Origin of the sequence: Clostridium tetani, from assembly GCF_900167265.1 — a bacterium.
In the GTDB taxonomy this organism is placed as follows: domain Bacteria; phylum Bacillota; class Clostridia; order Clostridiales; family Clostridiaceae; genus Clostridium_G; species Clostridium_G tetani.
In genome coordinates this window covers 1-18,524 of sequence record NZ_FUWT01000003.1, presented here as the reverse complement: position 1 = coordinate 18,524, position 18,524 = coordinate 1, and the positions used below count along the sequence as shown (strand labels likewise).

Genomic DNA, 18,524 nt, shown 5'->3' with positions numbered 1-18,524 from the left:
TTAATCTATAAACTTATTTCATCTATCCAAGCTTTCTTCATAGAGCTTTCCCATAAATGATTTAGATAATATATGGAATACTGTTTTTCCACATAATGATATGCAAATCTTCCTAGTTCCGTTAGATAGATTTTATCTACTTCTTCTTTTGACATACTAAATATTTTTAAAAAATTAAAAAGTAATCTAAATTCTTTTTTTATATCTTTGTTAAATAGTTTATAAAATCTATTCTTATCTATAATTCCATCATAGCATCTCCAAAATATCCAGAATATCATCTTTTCTCTATTACTCATAGTGTTTACTATATTTATAGGCAGTTTGTTTTCATTTAAAACTTTTATATATTCTTCAACATTAAATGTATTTAAGTAAAAATAATTTGAAAAAAGCGAACTAGCTCCTGCTCCTATACCTATGAAACTTTCTCTTGTGACAGATGTATATCTATTATCCTCTGATTTTCCATAGGTCCATATAGAACTTCTCTCATAACCACACTCTTTTGATACTTTATCAATTATATTAAGTATTTTTCTCTCCCCTAATTCACTAAATCTCTTTAACTTCTTTTCTCTTATAATTTTATCCATAGGTGTCATAGGAAATACTATTAGCGGATATATAGAAAGTTGATGAATATTATAAGAATAAACCTTTCTTAAATCCTGTTCTATATCTTCTATAGTTTGTCCAGGTAAATTAGTCATAATATCTATATCTACACATTTAAAGTTAAATTTCTCTATTTTTTCTAAAGCATTTTCTATATCTTTAACTGTATATTTTCTTCCCAAAAATTTTAACTTATCATCATTAAAAGTTTGTACACCTAAACTTAAAAGATTTACTCCTAAGGATTTCAATTTTGTTAAAAGCTCTTCTGAAACTTCTGTTGGATAGATTTCTATACCTATATTCCCATTAAATTCAAATTCATCTTTTATATAATTAATTACCTCATTTAGTTCATCAACTAAAAGTGTGGGAGTACCTCCCCCTATATATAGAGATGTGATATTTTTATTTTTTAGATATTTTTTATACATTTTAATTTCTTTCATTAAGGAATTTTTATAATCTTTAGCTTTTTCTTTTTCATAAAGCACTTTGTTATACGGACAATATGGACATATACTTTTACAAAAGGGTATATGTATATATATGCCTGTATTCTCATCTATTTCTCTAAAATCTACCATACTTTGACTATAGCCTTTAAACATAAATTTATCTTTTTTACCAAGTATTATTCTTCTAAATATATCTGTAATCATTTTTTTCTCCTTATTCACATAATTCATTTTATCTTGAGTGAAACCTTTTTCATTTCTTATAAGTTTTAACTTTTCATCTATCTTTTTTATAAACTCTTCTCTATTCAAAAAAACATCTTCTTAATTACACTTATAGTGTAATTTTATAACATAAATGTAACTAAGCAAAATAAAAAATATCGCAGAATGAAATTTGATACCATTCTACGATATTTTTTATTTAAACTAGATTATTCTACTATATTTTCTGGATTTCCTTCTATCCATTTTTCTATATTTCTAAATACTATTTCCGCTCTTCTCTCCATTGCTTCTTTTGTAGCAAATCCTATATGAGGTGTTAATACTGAATTATTAGTCTTTAATAATTCATACTCCTCTGGTACAGGTGGTTCCATATCAAATACATCTATTCCTGCTCCACCTAATTCTCCTTTATTTAAAGCTTCAGCTAATGCTTTATTATCAACAACAGGACCTCTAGCAGTATTTATTAATAGTGCATCTTTCTTCATCATTGCTAATTTTTCACTATTTATAAGTCCTTTTGTTTCATTATTGGACGGAATGTGAAGAGTAACTATATCACTATTTTTTAATACTTCATCTAAGGTAGTTTGCGTAGCTCCTAATTCTTTAATATGTTGCTTTTCACTTCTATTATATACTAGAACATTACATCCAAAGGCTTTACCTATTCTGATAACTTCTGTTCCTATATCTCCAGCTCCTATAACCCCTAAGGTTTTTCCAGCTAAATCATATTGAGAATATCCTTGTTTTGTATTTCCATTTCTAACTTCATCATTTAATGGAACTATATTTCTTAATAATGATAAAATCAATCCAAATGTAAGTTCTACAACAGATGAAGTACTGTAACCTGCTGAATTGCAAACCATTATATTATTTTTTCTGCAAGTTTCCATATTTATATGATCTATCCCTGTAAAAGCAACAGAAATCATTTTTAAATTTGTAGCTGCTTCTATAACTTCTTTTTTTAATGGCATATTGGCCAAAATTAATACATCTGCCGTTTCAACTCTTTTCTTTAGTACTTCTATATCTTCACTTTTTTCATTGTGTAGTATTAACTCATGATCTTTGTCCATTAATTTTAATGCTATATTTTTTATTTTCTCTTCACTTACACCTAGGGGTTCTAATACAACTATTTTCATAAAAATACCCTCCTTATATAATGCAGTTATATAACCTAATGGATAGATATTCCATTTATAACAAACATTATAATTTATTTCTCCTAATATTATAATATAAGTTGTATTATAATATTTCAAGTTATTATATTGTTATATTAAAAACACCTTATCTAGTTCCTCTATATTGCCTAATTCGGTCAATAAATCTACTATTCTTATGCTTCTAGGTACAAGTATTGTATAAACACTTGATACATGGTTACTTCCTTTATGATGTTCTTCATCATATTCATCATCATACTCCTCATCATCTTCTATTAAATATTCTATATTCTTTACTTTAATCTTGTTTTCTAGAAAATATTTTTGCAGCTCGTCTCCTATTAAAGCACTTTGATTACTATAATCTATCCTCATTCTATATAAATTATTCTTTTCTAAAAATTTATTTTCAAATTTTTTAAGGCTGACTAAGGTTATAACAACACATACCGCTGCCATTATACTTAAACTATAAAAGCCCCATCCTACTGCAAGTCCAATACAAGCTACTACCCATAAACTTGCAGCAGTAGTCAATCCTTTTACAGATCCTTTTTCTCTTATTATAGTACCCGCTCCCAAAAAACCAACTCCACTAATTACCTGAGCACCTAATCTACCTAAGTCTGTTTTTATAACCGCTCCTGCATTGGGGTTCTTTATTCCTATTTCTAATATATTATGCATTAAATTAAGCTGTATCATAGATATAACAGCTGCTCCTACACATACTAATATATGTGTTCTAAATCCAGCTGGTCTATTATTATATTTCCTTTCATATCCAACAGCTCCCCCAATTGTTATAGCAATCAATAATCTTATAGCTATTACTTCTATACTCAATTTCTCTCGCCCCTTTTTGGTAATTTCTTTATTTTTCAGTGTATAAAATAAGTATACCAAAATTGGACCTTTATACAAAATAAATGTATTTTTATTAATATAAAAAGACCTGTTTTTACAGGTCTTTTTAATGATAAGCTGTTTTACATAATTCTCTATTATTCTTCTTTTAGTGCCTTATCAATGGCAACTTTATTGAATCCAACTATAATTTCACCATTAATATCTATTACAGGTACAGATTGTTGCCCTGATTTTTCTATCATTTCTTCTTTTTCCTTTTCATCTTGTGCTACATTAACATCTTTATACTCTACATTTTTTGAATCAAAATAAGCTTTTGCTTTCTTACAATAAGGGCAAGTTGGTGTTGAATATACTTTAATCATTATTTTCCCTCCTCTTTTTAGATATATATTTTTCAGCAGATAATGCTGCTACAGCTCCATCTGCATTAGCTGTTACTAATTGTCTAAATTGTTTTGCTCTTACATCACCTGCTGCAAAAACTCCTTCTATATTTGTTTTTGTACTTTCATCAGCTATTATATATCCTCTTTCATTTAAATTTATATAATCTTTATATAAATCTGTATTAGGAACCATACCTATATAAACAAATATCCCATCAACATTTATTTTATATTGTTCTTTTGTCTTTAAATCTTCTACTAAAACCTCTTCTAATTTATTTTCACCAAAAGCATTTTTAATATCTGTATTCCAAAGTATTTTTATCTTACTATTATTAAACACCTCATCTTGAAGGGATTTCTCTCCTTGAAAATAATCAAGTTGATGCACCATAGTTATATTCTTTGCATATCTTGATAAAAATATAGCTCCTTCTAAAGCTGAATTTCCTCCTCCTACCACCATTATACTCTTATTCTGATAAAATTCTCCATCACACAACTCACAATGGTGAATTCCATTACCATGGTACTTTTTCTCTTCTGGAATAGGAAGCGGTCTGTATTTAGCACCTGCTGCTATTATTACTGCTTTAGGTTTATATATATATTCATATGTTTCTATTAGCTTTTCTTCCTCTGTTAATTTTATATATTGTATTTCGTCAAATTCATCTATCTTTGCTCCTAAATCCACTGCATGATCATATATCTTATTTACTAATTCTTCACCGGATATACTTCTAAAACCTGGATAATTCTCTATAGAATAGGTAGATCTTATCTGACCTCCAACAAGCTCATTTTCTAATACTATAAAATCTAATTTCATTCTAGATGCATATATAGCTGCCGTTAATCCCGCTGGTCCAGAGCCTATAATAACTAAATCCAGTATCTTTTCTTCTTTATTCACCTAATCACCTGCCAATCAATATTTTATGTTAATTAATAGTAATTATTAACTAATATAGTAATATACATCTTTATTTCTGTCAATACTTCACATTATAAATTTTATAATTCTCCTATTTTTAATATCCTATTATATTATTAGTAAAGAGTGATTTTTTTATTTATTATTTTTTTATAAAACTATTGATTTATTAATATTTATGCACTATAATGTGTGATGTTGCATAAATATTAATTAAAAGGAGTTTGTTTAAATGGAAAATGAAGTTAAAGTTCAATATTCTTTAAAAGAATTTTTACAATTTTTTGTACCTTCTTTAATAGGAATATTACTTTTTATGATACCTATATCACATAATAATGAAATTACCATACCTATAGCTGTATTGTCTAAATCTTTACAGTATTTATTAAAAAGCTTTTTACCAGCTATAATGGTAGCACTCATAAGTATAACTTGTATTTTTACTATAATTGCAAAAGTTATAAAACCTAAATTTATTTTAAATACTAAGTTTTTAAATTCTTTATTTAATGTTTCTCCATTATGGTTTTTTGCTCGAATATTTGGATTTATATTTGTAGTATCAACCTATTTTAAAATAGGGCCAAGCTGGATTTGGAGTGAAGCTACAGGCGGACTTTTATTGTATGATCTTCTTCCTGTCCTATTTTCTGTATTTTTATTTGCAGGCATGCTTTTACCGTTATTATTAAATTTTGGTCTATTAGAATTTTTTGGTGTGCTTTTAAATAAAGTAATGCGTCCTATTTTTACATTGCCCGGTAGATCTTCCATAGATTGTATAGCTTCATGGCTTGGAGATGGCTCTATAGGTATTTTACTAACTAGTAAGCAATATGAAGAAGGGTACTATAATAAAAGAGAGGCTGCTGTAATTGGGACAACTTTTTCAGCTGTATCAATAACCTTTAGTTTGGTAATTATATCTCAAGTAAACCTTTCTCACTTATTTGTTCCTTTTTATTTAACAGTAACTTTAGCTGGTATAGTAGCCGCTATAATTATACCTAGAATTCCACCACTTTCTAGAAAACCAAATACTTACTATAGTGATGCAAAATCAGAAAATTCTGAGTTAGTACCTAAAGGATATACTCCTGTTAAATGGGGTGTGATAAAAGCTGTTAATAAAGCAAAAACAAACACTAGCGCTTCTAATTTTTTAAAAGATGGAATGGAAAACATATTAGATATGTGGTTAGGTGTAACTCCTATAGTTATGGCCATGGGAACTTTTGCTCTTATTTTAGCAGAATTTACTCCTATTTTTAAATGGCTTGGAATGCCTTTTATACCCTTATTAAATCTTTTAAATGTACCTGAAGCCGCAGCTGCTTCTCAAACACTTATAGTAGGATTTGCTGATATGTTTTTACCTTCTGTAATAGGTGCTTCTATAGCTAATGAAATGACTAGATTTATTATAGCTTGTGTATCTGTTACTCAATTAATATATATGTCTGAAGTTGGAGGACTTCTATTAGGATCAAAAATACCCGTTTCTTTAAAAGATTTAATAATAATATTCCTTCAACGTACTTTAATTACTCTTCCCATAATTTCCCTAATAGCACATATTATATTTTGATTATATGCTGAATGTAAATTTGCATTCAGCTTTTTATTTTTTGTAATAATGCTATAATATATATATAATTTATATTATATAAAAAGGAGATATTTATGAATTATTATGGTATTATAATAGGATTTGTTTTCTTATTATTAACTGGAGTAGGACATGTAATAGTTATTAAATCAGAATATTATTTTGGAACTAAAGTATGGCCTCTATTCTTAATAATAGCTGTTTTATCTTTATTCTCATCTTTAAAAGTAGATAGCAATATTTTATCTGGAGTATTGGGCATAAATGGCTTTGTATTTTTATGGGCAATACTAGAATTATTTCAGCAAAAGGAAAGAGTTAAGAAAGGATGGTTTCCTAATAACCAAAAAAAATTGCTATAAAACTGTACAGTTTTATAGCAATTTTTCTATTATTTCTTTTTTTCATACCATTTAGAAATTATCTTAATAGTTTCTTTTGATGGATAATATACCTTATCCTTCCCATTTTCCCCTATAGCAAATACTGAAAAACCTAGTAGCCAAGTTTCCTTTTCAAAAACTTGTCTATACGCTTCGAAACAATTAGCTTGCTCTTGTCCATTTTCTATATTAGATACATTTACATACCAAGGCTTTATAGAAGCTTTATTTCTTTTAGGAAATCCTAACTCTCCAAAGAATATAGGCTTACTCCATTTATTATGAAATGTTTTTAATTCCTCTTTTACATTCTGATTTCTATTATGTCTTTCTGTTGAGTTTAATGCTTTGACCAAATTTCTTACTTCATTAGTATCATTATCTGTTAATTCAAAATAAGCTGCTATACTTATAAAATCTACCTTTGAAAAAAGTTGATTGTCCAGCTTTTTATTATATGATTCTTGAGTTTTGTAATCCCAATCAGCTGTATACCACCAATTTGTTCTATAAGTTATTAACCCGTTAAATCTCTCTTTTACATAATCAATAGTTTCACACCAATAACCTTCTGCATATTCCATATTTACAAAATTAGAAGCTACATTTAAAACCTCTACCTTTAAAGGATTTGCTATATCTTCTATTAGTTCATTTAGTATTTCTGTTTTCCATTTCCAAAAAAACTCATTAATATCATCTGGCTTCCAATCCGTTTCATAAAGTTCTCCGTCTTTTATCCAAGGATAGGCTTCTAAAATAACCATTATATTATTTTTCTTTAATTTTTTTATGAGTTTTCGTGCCTTCTTTTTACTTTCTTCATTTATTCTCATCTCCGTAGATGTTAAAGATTTAATTTCAACCATTACAGGTACATTCACAGTATTTAAATTTAATCTATCTACATCTTTCATCACCATATCAATATTATAATCCATTGACAGATTAGCAGATTTAATTTTTCCTTCTAAAAATTTCTCTCTATTAAATTTACTTACTATGCTCTTAAATGGTATCTGTTCTTTTATGTAGGAAGGCCATTTGGGAATATATAATAATATAAATATTAATATAAGTGCTACACTTATATTAGCATACTTTTTAACCATAAGTCCCTTCCTCTCTTAATAATGATTTTTATATTAAATTATAATATTTAATTTTATTTGTTCTTTTTATACCTTCCTAAATATAATCCAGATATCAATATTAATATAGCTAAAAGAGATATGAGAAATATTATTAGATTTCTACCTTCTTTTGTTAAACTATAAGCTTTTTCTTCTTTCTCAAATGAATTCTTATACTCTTGTCCATAATAGTCATATTTTATTTCTCCATCTTTATCTATTAAAATTGCATTACCTTTTAATCTACCTATTAAATTAATATCTTTTAAATACTTTTCTGCTAAATTTATATCTTTTTCATTTACTGCTGTGATTATCATTAGATTACTTTTAGAATTATATGGTGAATTTATTAATTGTATAGATGCAGTTCTATTTCCATACTCCTCTAGAATATCTATTTTATCGTTACTTTCAAATCCACTATAACTCTTATTATATTTTATATGCATGTGATTATTTAATTCTTTTATTAGTGTATTTTTACTAGGAGAACCAAGTATAATTAAATTTTTGTTTTTATCATTTTGAGATAGTTCACTAGCTCTTACAATGCTTATCTCCGTATTATTATCCTCTATAAAAGCACCCATATATATCATAATATTACCTAACCAAGTAAGTTCTCTAGAAGAACTTTTATCAGAAATTACAAAAGTTAAATTATTATTTTTATTTTCTATAAAAGGAAAAGGATACTTTTCAAATATAATTTCTTTTTCCCTATCATTAGGTAACCTTAAATAGGAATCATTTGATATATATACCCAAGGTGTATTTTCTTCTCTAACATTGCAATAAGTATCTTTTAATCTTAAATCAAATCCTATTTTTACTTCATAAAAATTGCTATTTCTAACCTCTTTAGGTATAGAAATTTGAAATATATCATTATCTGCCGTTTTTTCACTTAATTTTTTACTTCCTATAGGTATATCATTTATATAAACAGTTAATAATGCTTTATCAAAGTCTATGTTTTTTGAATATCTTACATTTAACACAAGACTTGCTCCTTCTTTTATATATTTATCTCTTTGAATTGGTATTGTATATGAAGTTTCTTGGTTAAAAGCTCCAGATAATGTAGTATTTCCATACCCTAAGTCTTTAAAACTTATCTTCTCTTTTTCCTTTTTATTATTTTTTAACGAAACATCTTCTTTTAAAACTATAGAAGAATTCTTAACTTGTGATAACACCTCCTTATTGCTAAGTAAGTTCCCTCCCCTAGATATAAGTTCCTTATTTTCAGATGTTATAATTACAATTTTTCTATCTTTATTATATGGAGAATTAGTAAGTTTTACAATCGAAGAATCTTTTACACTATTTTTTTCATTATCTGTTAATAAATTTAAAATCTCTTTAGGTAAGCTTTTATATGAAGCAATAAAGATTAAATTATAATTTTTCTCATCTTTTAAATCTGAATATCTTAAAATTTTAGTATCTATATTCTCACCTTTTCTTCTATTTCCAAAAACAGAACATATTCTCATAGCTACACTTGCTTCTTCTGAAGTAAATTTATCTGGTACTACTATTGAACTATTAGTTAAATTAGAATCACTAGCTTTCATAAATGGATATGGAAAGTCTTTTAAAACTATATCTTGTTGTTTTTCTTTAAAATTTAAGTTTACAAAAGATTCTTTATGAAATAATATCCAATTAGCAGTATTTGTGTCGTCTGTACAAGGTTTATCTGTTATTCTCTTATAAGTTTTTATCTGTATTTCATTAAACCCAACATTTACATATTCTAAAGGTATATTTATATTTAAGATTTCTCTAAAACTTTTTTTAGTTTCTAAATTTGATGAATAAACTTGATTGCCATTTACAAGAACCGTTAATGTAGATATATCTTTATTTAATATCTGACTCGGTGTATATATTAAATTAAAATCGACTTTTTGAAGTTGCCATTTGGAATCCACATCAAAATAAAACATGCTAGATCCTAATATTCCATTTGACTTAATATCTTTGTTGAGCTTTAAATTTTTAGATTTGATCTCGTTATTATTTATAGCCTGTACACTTCCCACGAAACTATTAATTAATAACACAGTGAGTAAAAAGCTAATAAGTTTTTTCATATATATCACCTCCAACTATATATCTAGATTCCTAATCTTTAATAGAAATCTAAAACCTTTCTGTTTTATACCACTTTACTTCTCTTTTAAATAAATTATCAAAAAAGTATTGAAACATCCCTTTAATAGAAACTATCATCCACATTTGACAATAAGTAAAGTACATAATAGGAATTAAAGCTATATTTTTAAAATTACTTTCCCCCTTTTCTAAGGTCAATGTTAAACCTACTTCTAATATAAATAATAAATAAGCTAGTATCCATAAAACTAAAAAATTACCTAATACATTTATTTGTAAATCACTAAATAAACTAGTTATAAATATAAGATCCGAAATTATAACAGAAGATAAAAATAAAAAATATACTGTAAAAAAATAAACTATATCAAATAAAATGCTTTTATCTTCCTTGTTCCCAATGTTTTTCATATGTTTTAATAAAACATATATATTTCCTTTAACCCATCTAGTTCTTTGTTTAAACCAAACTTTAAGACTTTCTGGCTCCTGTTCCCAGGTTACTGCTAAAGGCATAAACTTTATTTTATATCCTAATTTATATATCCTAAAACTTATTTCCGTATCTTCAGCTATAGCCTTTATATCCCATCCTCCAATTTCCTTTATTATATCCCTTCTTATTATAAAATTTGTCCCTGGAATAGTGCACAGATTAAATAGTTGCCATCTTCCTGCTTGAGCCATCCATTGAAAACTTAAAGTTTCTATGTTTATGAATTTAGTTAGTAAGTTTCTTTCTTTATTTCTTGTTCTAAACTTACCAATAACCGCTCCTAAGTTTTCATCCTTTTTTATAGTTTGTACCAAGTATTTTAATGCTAATTTATTGGGCGTATTATCAGCATCATAAATAGCTATAAGTTCTCCTACCGAATGGTTAAACCCTATATTTAATGCATTGGATTTTCCTTTTCCACCTGTTATATTATCTGTATTTATAATTTTTAAGTTATCCATATCATATTCCCTTTTTAAATTTTCTAAAAGAGTAGCTGTATTATCCTGTGAATTATCATTTACAACTATTATTTCCATTTTATTTTTGGGATAATCTAATAATAATAAAGATTTAACTGTCTTTTCTATAACCTTCTCTTCATTATGAGCAGGGACAATTATAGATACAAAAGGATAATCATTACTAGGCATTTTACTAAGTTTAATTTTCTCTGCGCATTTATAATAACTATAACCTGATAAAGATAATATTATATTCATTAAAAGTAATACCCATATAGATGCTAAAGAATATATAAATAAATAATCTAAAATACTATAATTCATATCTATCTCCCTAAAAACTTATTTTGATCTTTTTTCTTAGATTGTAAAAATAAAATGAAAAAAATCATGCAAAAAATCGCTACAATTCTTATAATAACTACATTTATTTTTGATATAAAAGACTTATTTTTTTCTTTAGAGCTATCTACTTTAATCTTATATTTATCTTTAGGAAAATTAACTTTTATATCTCCATTTTTAGACTCTATGCTTATGTCTTCCCATTTAACCCAGTTATCTTCGTTTTTTAAATCTATAAATTCTACATCTTGCTCTTTAAAAAATTCTACTATTTCCTTTAAATTTTTTAAAGATAGATAAGAGTGATAAAATACCCCCGCAGTATATCCTTTAGCTAAAGATATTATATTGAAGTTTCTCTTTATCTTCTCTAAACTCAATGGATTATCTGGTTCAAAATATCCTAGATTTTCAGGTATTAGTTTATTAAAATGCTCAGTTTCTCTTAAAACATAAGGAAAAATACTACTAGTAAACTTCTTATCACTATTTTGATATTGACCTGAATAGGTAGAGAAGTATTTTTTTATTTCTTTGTAGCCTTTGCTATCCATAGCATAATGAGGTGCTTCAAAGGCTATTGGATATATGCTATTTTTTATACATTCTTTTAATCCATTTCCTACTTTATCATATACATACTTTTCTATATCCACATCTAAAGGTATATCCTTTTCTCCATCCCAAAATTCAAATCCTTCACCTGATGTTTCTTTCATACTGTTTTGATGGGTATAACCATGTAATATAAAACTTCCTCCATGTTCTTGCATATATTTTAATGTATCTATTAGTTCTTTATTTTCCGATATAGTATTTAAATATCCTGTTTTAGTATCTATAAAAACAGGAATTAGAGCCACCATATAAGGTATATTCTCTTTATAAAGGTATTCTGCCATTTCCCTTAAAATTTTCACATCTCTTAGAGGGTGTAAATCTTCTATTCTTAAAAAAATCTTTCCCTTGTCTTCTCTTTTTATATGGAATACATTATTTAAAACATCAGCTAAGATTACTAAAGATATGTTACTATCATCTATTTGAGATATAACCAATAAATTTTTATCTCTTAAAATATGAGGATAATATTTTTCTCCATCTCCCATATAGGATAATATCTCCACATCATCACTTTTAGGAGATAATATTGTATATATTCCGTTATAATCTTCCACTATAGCATTTTCTAACTTTGGTACAAAATCTCTTTTATTTTGTGAATAATGCATGGAAATTATTGTGTCTTTAGTTATTCCTTCATATTCTAAATTATAATTTTTGCTACTTTTTAGTAGATTATTTACTCCCAATCCACACCATATAATTTGTCCTTTGTAACCTTTTAAATCAGAAATTAGTTTATCATTTTTAACTTCTTTATTTATGCCTACTACAAATGCATAAGCATATTTTTCTAATTCTCTTTCTCTATATTTGTCCACATCTAATAAAGTTATATCTTTATTATAAGCACCTGATATAAGTTCTTTAAGATGATTTATAATATTATCATTAAATCCAAAAATATTAGTAGATTCATATACGATTATAACTTTTTCTTTATCTTCTTTAGCTTTAACTTCATTGTTATTTAGTGAAACTAATATTATACTTAGAAATAATATTATAGATAATATAATTGATACTATTTGTATACTCTTATTATTTTTTCTTAATTTATAACTCTTATACATCGTACTCTAACTCTTTTTCAGCTATTTTCTTAAATTCAAAAGCATTTTCTACCGTTTTATCATACTGTAAAATCCCTATTTTTATATCTAAGTTAATATGATTATTTTCCTTGTTTTTATTTAAATTTATTTCTTTTAAAGTTTCTTTAATTCTGGCTTTAACTACTTCTGCTCCATTTTTATCTGTTTCTGGCATTAATATAGCCAAAGTATCTTGTCCTAATTTACAACTTATATCTTCTTTTCTAGTAAAGGATGTTATTATTTTTCCTATTTCCTTTAATAGTTCTTTCATTTTTATTTCTCCTATTAATGCTTTTATTTCATCATAAAACTCTAACTTTATCATCATCAATGATAATGGCTTTTCATATCTTTTAGACTTACTTATTTCTTTATCAAGATCCATATAAAAACTTTTTATATTTCCCAGTCCTGTAGTCTTATCAATGGTTACTAAGTTCTCACACTCTTGTTGAAGATTTATATTAGTATCTTCTAAGATATTAATATATTCTCCTATTTTAGCAAGTAGAACAGCAGTTATAGGTATTGCAAGCATCCACATATAAGTATTTATTATCACTTCTATACCATAGACCAAATTATTATATAAGGTATAACTGCCTAATCCAAATATAGATATAGCACTAGATATTATACTCCAAACAGTTCTTTTAAAATAAGAAATAAATAAAATTAAAAATAAAACTGAAAGCATAATAAAATCTATTATAGTGTTTTTATCTATATTAAAAAATAAAAAACTTAGAATACAAAATAAGTCTAATAGGAACAAAAGTATATAAGCATCTAATTTTTTTATAGTTTTATTCATTACTACCCCACCTCGTATTAAAATTTCTTATTGACTTTTACTAGCTGGTCTTTATTTTACAAATTCGGTATAGTATTAATCATCTATTTCTACTTATATTATCATAAAAAATAATTATAAAAAATATGTTTTTTTATAATTTATGATATAATTTATATTTTATTCTTCATATACTAAAAAGCAGTTCAAAAAAATTTTCTTTGAACTGCTTTTTATTTTTATTTTCTCATCGCTCTAGCTTTTCCTTGTACTTCAGCAGGATTACCTTGGTTTTTATATCCCGTTTTAGAGTTTAGACTATCTAAACTATGAGATACAATAGACTTAATTTTCTCTTTTTCATTAATAGTGTCAATTTTATCTCTTCCCATATGCAATCTCTCCTATAACTATTATATAGTTAATACTTAATAATAGTCTTACCCTAGAGCTATTTTTTTATTCTATTTATCTCTTTGGAAATAGTATTAAACCTGTCCTCATCTCTGTTATCTATGGAACTATTTAATAGAATGTATAAAGTTTCTAGATACAATTCTTTTTTCTCTTCTTTTTTTATAAAATCTATATCTGTACTCTTTAAACTATTAAGTATTTTTCTTTCTCTATATATAGCATCTAAAGATAATATATATTCCTTAAATTCTTCTTTATTTAGCAAAAAAAATACTCTATTTTCTCCTTTTACAGAAGAAATTTTCATATGTTTTTCATCTAAGAGAGTTAATACTATTTTTTTATTTTCATCATCTATAGTAAATTCATCCTCTCTTTTTCCCTTCCATAAACTCTTATAAAAATTGTTTAAAAAATCTATAAACCCTTTAAACTTTTCTTCATGGAAAGTAAAGTTATTAAAACCCGTACTCTTTTTAAAACATATATTATAAAACTCTTTATTTTTAAAATTTTTTCTTAGAATCACTAACATATAATCGGAATATTTATTTAAAACCCTTTCCGGTATAAACTTCAACCCATATTTAAATTTACTATTTAAATTTTTTTTTGATACAATAAAATTATTTATTTCCACAACTTTTCTCCTTTTTATTCTCTACTTTGACTTACATATTATAACCTAAACACTTAATTTTTATACCTTTTACGAAATATTAAAATAATTTAATTTTGATAAGCTTTTCATTTTTATGAATTTTATAATTTAAGTTAATTATTATAAAAATTGAACTTTTATAATAATTAAAATATAATTATATATGTAATTATATTTTAATAAGGTGGGGATGAAATTGTCATATTCTATTGAATTAATAAAAAAAGAAGACCAAAAAACTAGTGCTTGGTCTGGAGGCACTACTACTGAATTATTTATATATCCTAAAAATACTGAGTATAAAAAATTAAACTTTGGATGGAGATTAAGTTCTGCAAAAGTAATTGATGAAGAATCTACATTCTCTCATCTTCCTAACATTTGGAGATATATAATGGTTTTAAATGGTAGTTTAAAACTTATTCATGAAAATCATCATAGTTTGAACTTATCACCTTTTGAAGTGGATAGCTTTAGCGGCGATTGGACAACTAAAAGTTATGGAAAAGTTACAGATTTTAACTTAATGTTAAATAAGGATTACACTGGAAATATAGATGCATTATATTTAAAAAAAGATATTAAATTTTCTATAGATAAAAATCTTTCTCATGTGGAAGCTTTTTATACTCTAGAAGAAGGTACTTATGTTTCTATAAACGAAGAAGAACATATAAAATTAGATGAAAATGATTTATTGATTATAACCTTTGACAAAGATAATTCTAAAAATAACATTTCCATATGTAATAACTTAAAAAATTCAAAGGTAATAAGATCCTCTATAGACTACTAAAAATTAAAGAATATGCCTAAAATTATTTTAAGCATATTCTTATTTTTGTTATATATCAAGCAGATTTTGAATATGTTAAGGCAGTTAATACAACTTTAAAAAATAAGAAAGATATACATGCATTAAATAAAGTAGCTGGTAAAACAATTGATAATATTAACGTCTTAAAGGAAGCTGGAAGTCCGACTATATAAAAGGCTGACCCCAAAAATATAGCTCCACTTATAAAAGTTCCTATTATAGATACTAATACTATATTTATATTATTTCTAAATTTATTATCTAATATTTTAAATAATAAATATACAATTTGGCAAGTTGCTATTTTATCTATGAAATTAGGTAATTGCCCTCCTGGAAAAGTAGTAGTCATTGCTGTCAAAACACCTGAACATAAACCTATTACCATTGCAGTTTTATAATTATCTACTAAATATATAGATATAAACATCATTATTAATAAAAAATCTGGCTTCATTCCTAAAAATAAGGGTGGAGTAATCTGATGCAATATGAATCCAATAGCTAAAAATACAGAAGTTAATACTAAATCTCTTAATTTCATTTGACATAACGTCCTTTCTAAATTCCATTTTCTTTTAAATTTACAATATATATTCTCAATGTTTAGCTTTCACAACATAGTTGCTCCCCCTTTCTTAAAATTATTAAATAAAAAAACCTTCATCCTAAAAAACTAGGACGAAGGTATTATTCGCGGTACCACCTAAATTGTGCAAAATGCACCTCTTTTACAGGATACTAACATATCCTTCCCTTTCTAACGGTAGGTTTCCGATAATTACTACTCTCTTTACATTAAAGATTTCGATTTACTTCTACAAGGCCCATTCATTAAAATCTATATTGTTGAGTTTCCACCATCCTCAACTCTCTTTAAATAATCAATTTTAACTACTCTTCCTTATCAACGAATTTCTTTATACTCTTATTATTCTTAATTATATCATCTTGTATATTTTTTTCAAGCTTTATTTTTAATGAAATCCACTTTCCAAACTTTCATTTTATCGTATCTTTCCCCAAATTCCCCTATATAAGAAAACCTTTTTTCTCTATATATAAAATCTTTATAATATTTTTCTCTCCATAAACCACTCCAAGGAACTTCATACCCTATTTCTGGATCTTCACCATCTAATATTAAAATAGCACCATCCACTAATTTATCTAATATAGCATTAAAAGCTATTGGAGATAACCAATTAAATGGAGACATATCTAATGTATCCTCACCTATTTGATATGTTCTATAATAAAATACAGCTATGTTCTCTATTGCATATAAAGAAATAAATCCTTCAAATTTATGAGAATATATTTCTATTTTAGGATTTTTAGAAAACTTAGTTTTCCATATCTCTTTAGTACTTATATCTTCTATTTTAATAAATGCAAAAGAATCTAAATATTCTTCTTCTAATTCCTTTAATATTTCATAATTCTTCTTATTTTCCATCTGTATGGCAAATGGAATTGTATCTATAGAAAGTTCATTCTTTTTCTTATTATAAGACTTATTTCTGATCATAGTTCCTTTCTTTACTTCACATTCTAATGTAGGTAGTATTATACTTTCTCCATGAGCAAAATGAAACTCATTTATACTATTCATAAATAGTGCTAATGGTTCATATGTATCTAATCCGCAGCAAGGATAAAAAAGACTTCCTTCTTTTACGGGTATATTAAATATTTGATTAAATCTTGTAGTTATCTTATCTTTAGTATAATCATCATCAAAGATTCCATAGCAGCATCTTACGTATTTACTTCTATTTATGTTAAATTCAAGTCCTTGATCTTCTAATTCATCTAATATATACTTGTCCAACAAATACAACCCAGATTCTTGAAATCTTTTAACTTGTTTCTTACTTATTATTATTTCAAACTCTTCCATGAAAAATTTATATGCTTCTGTATGTATACTTACATAAGTTTCAAGTTTAAATTCTTTACCTATAGTAGAAACTACATGTTTAAAGAATTCTTCAGGGCTAAATTGTTTATTTACTAGAGATCTAACCCATATAGATTTATCCATATATTTCTCCTTTTCTTATAAATAATTTTATACTAATTAAATTATATATTATAGCTTAGTAAAGTCAAATTCTACAAGTAAAAATTTAGTTGTGGAATATTTTTTGCTTATCTGTTACAATAATAAACATAAATAACCTAATTAAAGGAGGCCTTTTAATGAACATAGTTACCATGAGCGATATAGCTTATGAAGAGTTTTTAGACTTTTTAAAAGAAAACGGTGTTGAAAATAATGTTCTTAGAATACACTTAGCAGGTATGGGATGTAGTGGTCCTGTATTTAATCTTATTATAGATGAAGAAAAGCCAAATGATGAGATAGTTAAAATTCATGATGTAACTTTTTTAATAGACAAAAATCTTATTAGTCAATTTGGCGGATTTGTTATTGAATGTGCTGAAGAAAATGGCTTAGCTGGATTTTCTTTAGAACCTATTGTAAAACCTGATACTGGTGGATGTTCTACTTGTAGTGGATGCCACTAATAAAAAAACTGTGTCGTAGTTTTAAATAAAATGTACCCTTTGTCAAGGACAGTTTAAAAAAAGACTAGGCGGTACTAAGAAGATGATTTCTGTATTTTACAGGAGTCATCTTTTTTAAATTCCATTGACCTCTATAATTATTATAATAATCCATATATTCATCAATTTCTTCCAAGAGTTCAGCAAATGTATTACAATTTTTAATATTTGTTTCATCCTTAAGATGTCCAAAGAATGACTCCTGTGGAGCATTATCCCAGCAGTTACCTCGTCTAGACATAGATTGTTTTATATTATATTTTTTAAGCAATTTCTGAAATATGGGACTAGTGT

The 18,524-nt window shown here is 25.9% G+C and carries 19 protein-coding genes and 1 other annotated feature; of the genes, 4 read left to right on the top strand and 15 right to left on the bottom strand.

Translation table 11 applies throughout. The features are described 5' to 3' along the window. Positions 1–5: 5 nt before the first annotated feature. The 5 genes from B5D21_RS02320 to trxB form a co-directional block, all read right to left on the bottom strand. The gene (locus B5D21_RS02320) at positions 6–1,388 is read right to left on the bottom strand and encodes a coproporphyrinogen-III oxidase family protein (RefSeq protein ID WP_011099105.1); all 1,383 of its coding nucleotides are present in this window, start codon (positions 1,386–1,388) and stop codon (positions 6–8) included. Between the two features lie 122 nt (positions 1,389–1,510). Next, positions 1,511–2,464, bottom strand: a complete 954-nt coding sequence (locus B5D21_RS02315; protein ID WP_035110228.1) for a 2-hydroxyacid dehydrogenase — start codon at positions 2,462–2,464, stop codon at positions 1,511–1,513. A gap of 132 nt (positions 2,465–2,596) precedes the next feature. Continuing rightward, positions 2,597–3,334 (bottom strand): MgtC/SapB family protein, encoded by a 738-nt coding sequence (locus B5D21_RS02310; RefSeq protein WP_035110230.1) that lies wholly within the window; start codon positions 3,332–3,334, stop codon positions 2,597–2,599. A gap of 158 nt (positions 3,335–3,492) precedes the next feature. Continuing rightward, positions 3,493–3,723, bottom strand: a complete 231-nt coding sequence (locus B5D21_RS02305) for a glutaredoxin domain-containing protein (protein ID WP_035110231.1) — start codon at positions 3,721–3,723, stop codon at positions 3,493–3,495. Next, the gene (gene trxB, locus B5D21_RS02300; protein WP_011099102.1) at positions 3,716–4,663 is read right to left on the bottom strand and encodes a thioredoxin-disulfide reductase; all 948 of its coding nucleotides are present in this window, start codon (positions 4,661–4,663) and stop codon (positions 3,716–3,718) included. Before trxB ends, B5D21_RS02305 begins: the two co-directional genes overlap by 8 nt. A gap of 253 nt (positions 4,664–4,916) precedes the next feature. On the opposite strand from trxB, the gene B5D21_RS02295 reads away from it, so the two are divergent. Together B5D21_RS02295 and B5D21_RS02290 are read left to right on the top strand one after the other, a co-directional pair. Beyond that, on the top strand, positions 4,917–6,275 hold the full coding sequence (locus tag B5D21_RS02295) for a YjiH family protein (RefSeq protein WP_011099101.1): 1,359 nt from the start codon (positions 4,917–4,919) through the stop codon (positions 6,273–6,275). A 95-nt stretch (positions 6,276–6,370) separates the two neighbouring features. Continuing rightward, positions 6,371–6,658, top strand: coding sequence for a DUF4491 family protein (locus tag B5D21_RS02290; protein WP_035110232.1), 288 nt, complete (start codon positions 6,371–6,373; stop codon positions 6,656–6,658). A gap of 29 nt (positions 6,659–6,687) precedes the next feature. Here the strand turns inward: B5D21_RS02290 and B5D21_RS02285 are convergent, their stop codons facing one another. From B5D21_RS02285 to B5D21_RS02260, 7 genes are all read right to left on the bottom strand, one after another. Then, positions 6,688–7,791 carry a glycoside hydrolase family 113 gene (locus B5D21_RS02285; protein ID WP_011099100.1) on the bottom strand — a complete coding sequence of 368 codons (1,104 nt, stop codon included), beginning with the start codon at positions 7,789–7,791 and terminating at the stop codon, positions 6,688–6,690. A 53-nt stretch (positions 7,792–7,844) separates the two neighbouring features. Then, the gene (locus B5D21_RS02280) at positions 7,845–9,917 is read right to left on the bottom strand and encodes a cellulose biosynthesis cyclic di-GMP-binding regulatory protein BcsB (RefSeq protein ID WP_035127520.1); all 2,073 of its coding nucleotides are present in this window, start codon (positions 9,915–9,917) and stop codon (positions 7,845–7,847) included. A gap of 49 nt (positions 9,918–9,966) precedes the next feature. Continuing rightward, complete coding sequence (locus tag B5D21_RS02275) at positions 9,967–11,226, bottom strand: glycosyltransferase family 2 protein (RefSeq protein ID WP_035110235.1); 1,260 nt, start codon at positions 11,224–11,226, stop codon at positions 9,967–9,969. 2 nt (positions 11,227–11,228) lie between these two features. Next, complete coding sequence (locus B5D21_RS02270) at positions 11,229–12,944, bottom strand: DUF2334 domain-containing protein (RefSeq protein ID WP_011099097.1); 1,716 nt, start codon at positions 12,942–12,944, stop codon at positions 11,229–11,231. Beyond that, positions 12,937–13,782 carry a GGDEF domain-containing protein gene (locus B5D21_RS02265; RefSeq protein ID WP_011099096.1) on the bottom strand — a complete coding sequence of 282 codons (846 nt, stop codon included), beginning with the start codon at positions 13,780–13,782 and terminating at the stop codon, positions 12,937–12,939. The genes B5D21_RS02270 and B5D21_RS02265 overlap by 8 nt, the downstream gene beginning before the upstream one ends. Before the next feature lie 218 nt (positions 13,783–14,000). Then, positions 14,001–14,153, bottom strand: coding sequence for a hypothetical protein (locus B5D21_RS14015; RefSeq protein WP_155274201.1), 153 nt, complete (start codon positions 14,151–14,153; stop codon positions 14,001–14,003). A gap of 59 nt (positions 14,154–14,212) precedes the next feature. Further along, positions 14,213–14,818 carry a hypothetical protein gene (locus B5D21_RS02260; protein WP_011099095.1) on the bottom strand — a complete coding sequence of 202 codons (606 nt, stop codon included), beginning with the start codon at positions 14,816–14,818 and terminating at the stop codon, positions 14,213–14,215. 217 nt (positions 14,819–15,035) lie between these two features. Between B5D21_RS02260 and B5D21_RS02255 the strand changes: the two genes are divergently transcribed. Further along, the gene (locus B5D21_RS02255) at positions 15,036–15,635 is read left to right on the top strand and encodes a HutD/Ves family protein (RefSeq protein WP_046655960.1); all 600 of its coding nucleotides are present in this window, start codon (positions 15,036–15,038) and stop codon (positions 15,633–15,635) included. Between the two features lie 55 nt (positions 15,636–15,690). On the opposite strand, the gene B5D21_RS02250 is transcribed toward B5D21_RS02255, so the two are convergent. Both B5D21_RS02250 and B5D21_RS02245 read right to left on the bottom strand, forming a co-directional pair. Continuing rightward, entirely contained in the window at positions 15,691–16,200 is a 510-nt protein-coding gene (locus B5D21_RS02250) for a tryptophan transporter (protein ID WP_011099093.1), read from the bottom strand. Positions 16,201–16,330: 130 nt separating this feature from the next. Further along, positions 16,331–16,576: a binding site (T-box leader), on the bottom strand. Positions 16,577–16,620: 44 nt separating this feature from the next. Next, positions 16,621–17,703: a hypothetical protein gene (locus B5D21_RS02245; RefSeq protein WP_011099092.1), complete on the bottom strand. Its 1,083-nt coding sequence runs from the start codon at positions 17,701–17,703 to the stop codon at positions 16,621–16,623. Between the two features lie 158 nt (positions 17,704–17,861). Between B5D21_RS02245 and B5D21_RS02240 the strand changes: the two genes are divergently transcribed. Further along, a complete protein-coding gene (locus B5D21_RS02240; RefSeq protein WP_023437674.1) occupies positions 17,862–18,191 on the top strand; it encodes a HesB-like protein in 330 nt (109 codons plus the stop codon). Between the two features lie 64 nt (positions 18,192–18,255). Here B5D21_RS02240 and B5D21_RS02235 read toward each other — a convergent pair. Beyond that, positions 18,256–18,524 (bottom strand): IS3 family transposase (locus B5D21_RS02235; protein ID WP_143323994.1); only part of this gene is annotated, 269 nt, incomplete at its 5' end.

What these genes read in the sequence shown, in the direction of transcription:
- B5D21_RS02265 (WP_011099096.1), bottom strand. Translation starts at nt 13,782, where the DNA reads ATGAATAAAACTATAAAAAAATTAGATGCTTATATACTTTTGTTCCTA.
- B5D21_RS02275 (WP_035110235.1), bottom strand. Translation starts at nt 11,226, where the DNA reads ATGAATTATAGTATTTTAGATTATTTATTTATATATTCTTTAGCATCT.
- B5D21_RS02280 (WP_035127520.1), bottom strand. Translation starts at nt 9,917, where the DNA reads ATGAAAAAACTTATTAGCTTTTTACTCACTGTGTTATTAATTAATAGT.
- B5D21_RS02250 (WP_011099093.1), bottom strand. Translation starts at nt 16,200, where the DNA reads ATGAAATTAAGAGATTTAGTATTAACTTCTGTATTTTTAGCTATTGGA.
- B5D21_RS02305 (WP_035110231.1), bottom strand. Translation starts at nt 3,723, where the DNA reads ATGATTAAAGTATATTCAACACCAACTTGCCCTTATTGTAAGAAAGCA.
- B5D21_RS02315 (WP_035110228.1), bottom strand. Translation starts at nt 2,464, where the DNA reads ATGAAAATAGTTGTATTAGAACCCCTAGGTGTAAGTGAAGAGAAAATA.
- B5D21_RS14015 (WP_155274201.1), bottom strand. Translation starts at nt 14,153, where the DNA reads ATGGGAAGAGATAAAATTGACACTATTAATGAAAAAGAGAAAATTAAG.
- B5D21_RS02270 (WP_011099097.1), bottom strand. Translation starts at nt 12,944, where the DNA reads ATGTATAAGAGTTATAAATTAAGAAAAAATAATAAGAGTATACAAATA.
- B5D21_RS02285 (WP_011099100.1), bottom strand. Translation starts at nt 7,791, where the DNA reads ATGGTTAAAAAGTATGCTAATATAAGTGTAGCACTTATATTAATATTT.
- B5D21_RS02245 (WP_011099092.1), bottom strand. Translation starts at nt 17,703, where the DNA reads ATGGATAAATCTATATGGGTTAGATCTCTAGTAAATAAACAATTTAGC.
- B5D21_RS02295 (WP_011099101.1), top strand. Translation starts at nt 4,917, where the DNA reads ATGGAAAATGAAGTTAAAGTTCAATATTCTTTAAAAGAATTTTTACAA.
- B5D21_RS02290 (WP_035110232.1), top strand. Translation starts at nt 6,371, where the DNA reads ATGAATTATTATGGTATTATAATAGGATTTGTTTTCTTATTATTAACT.
- B5D21_RS02240 (WP_023437674.1), top strand. Translation starts at nt 17,862, where the DNA reads ATGAACATAGTTACCATGAGCGATATAGCTTATGAAGAGTTTTTAGAC.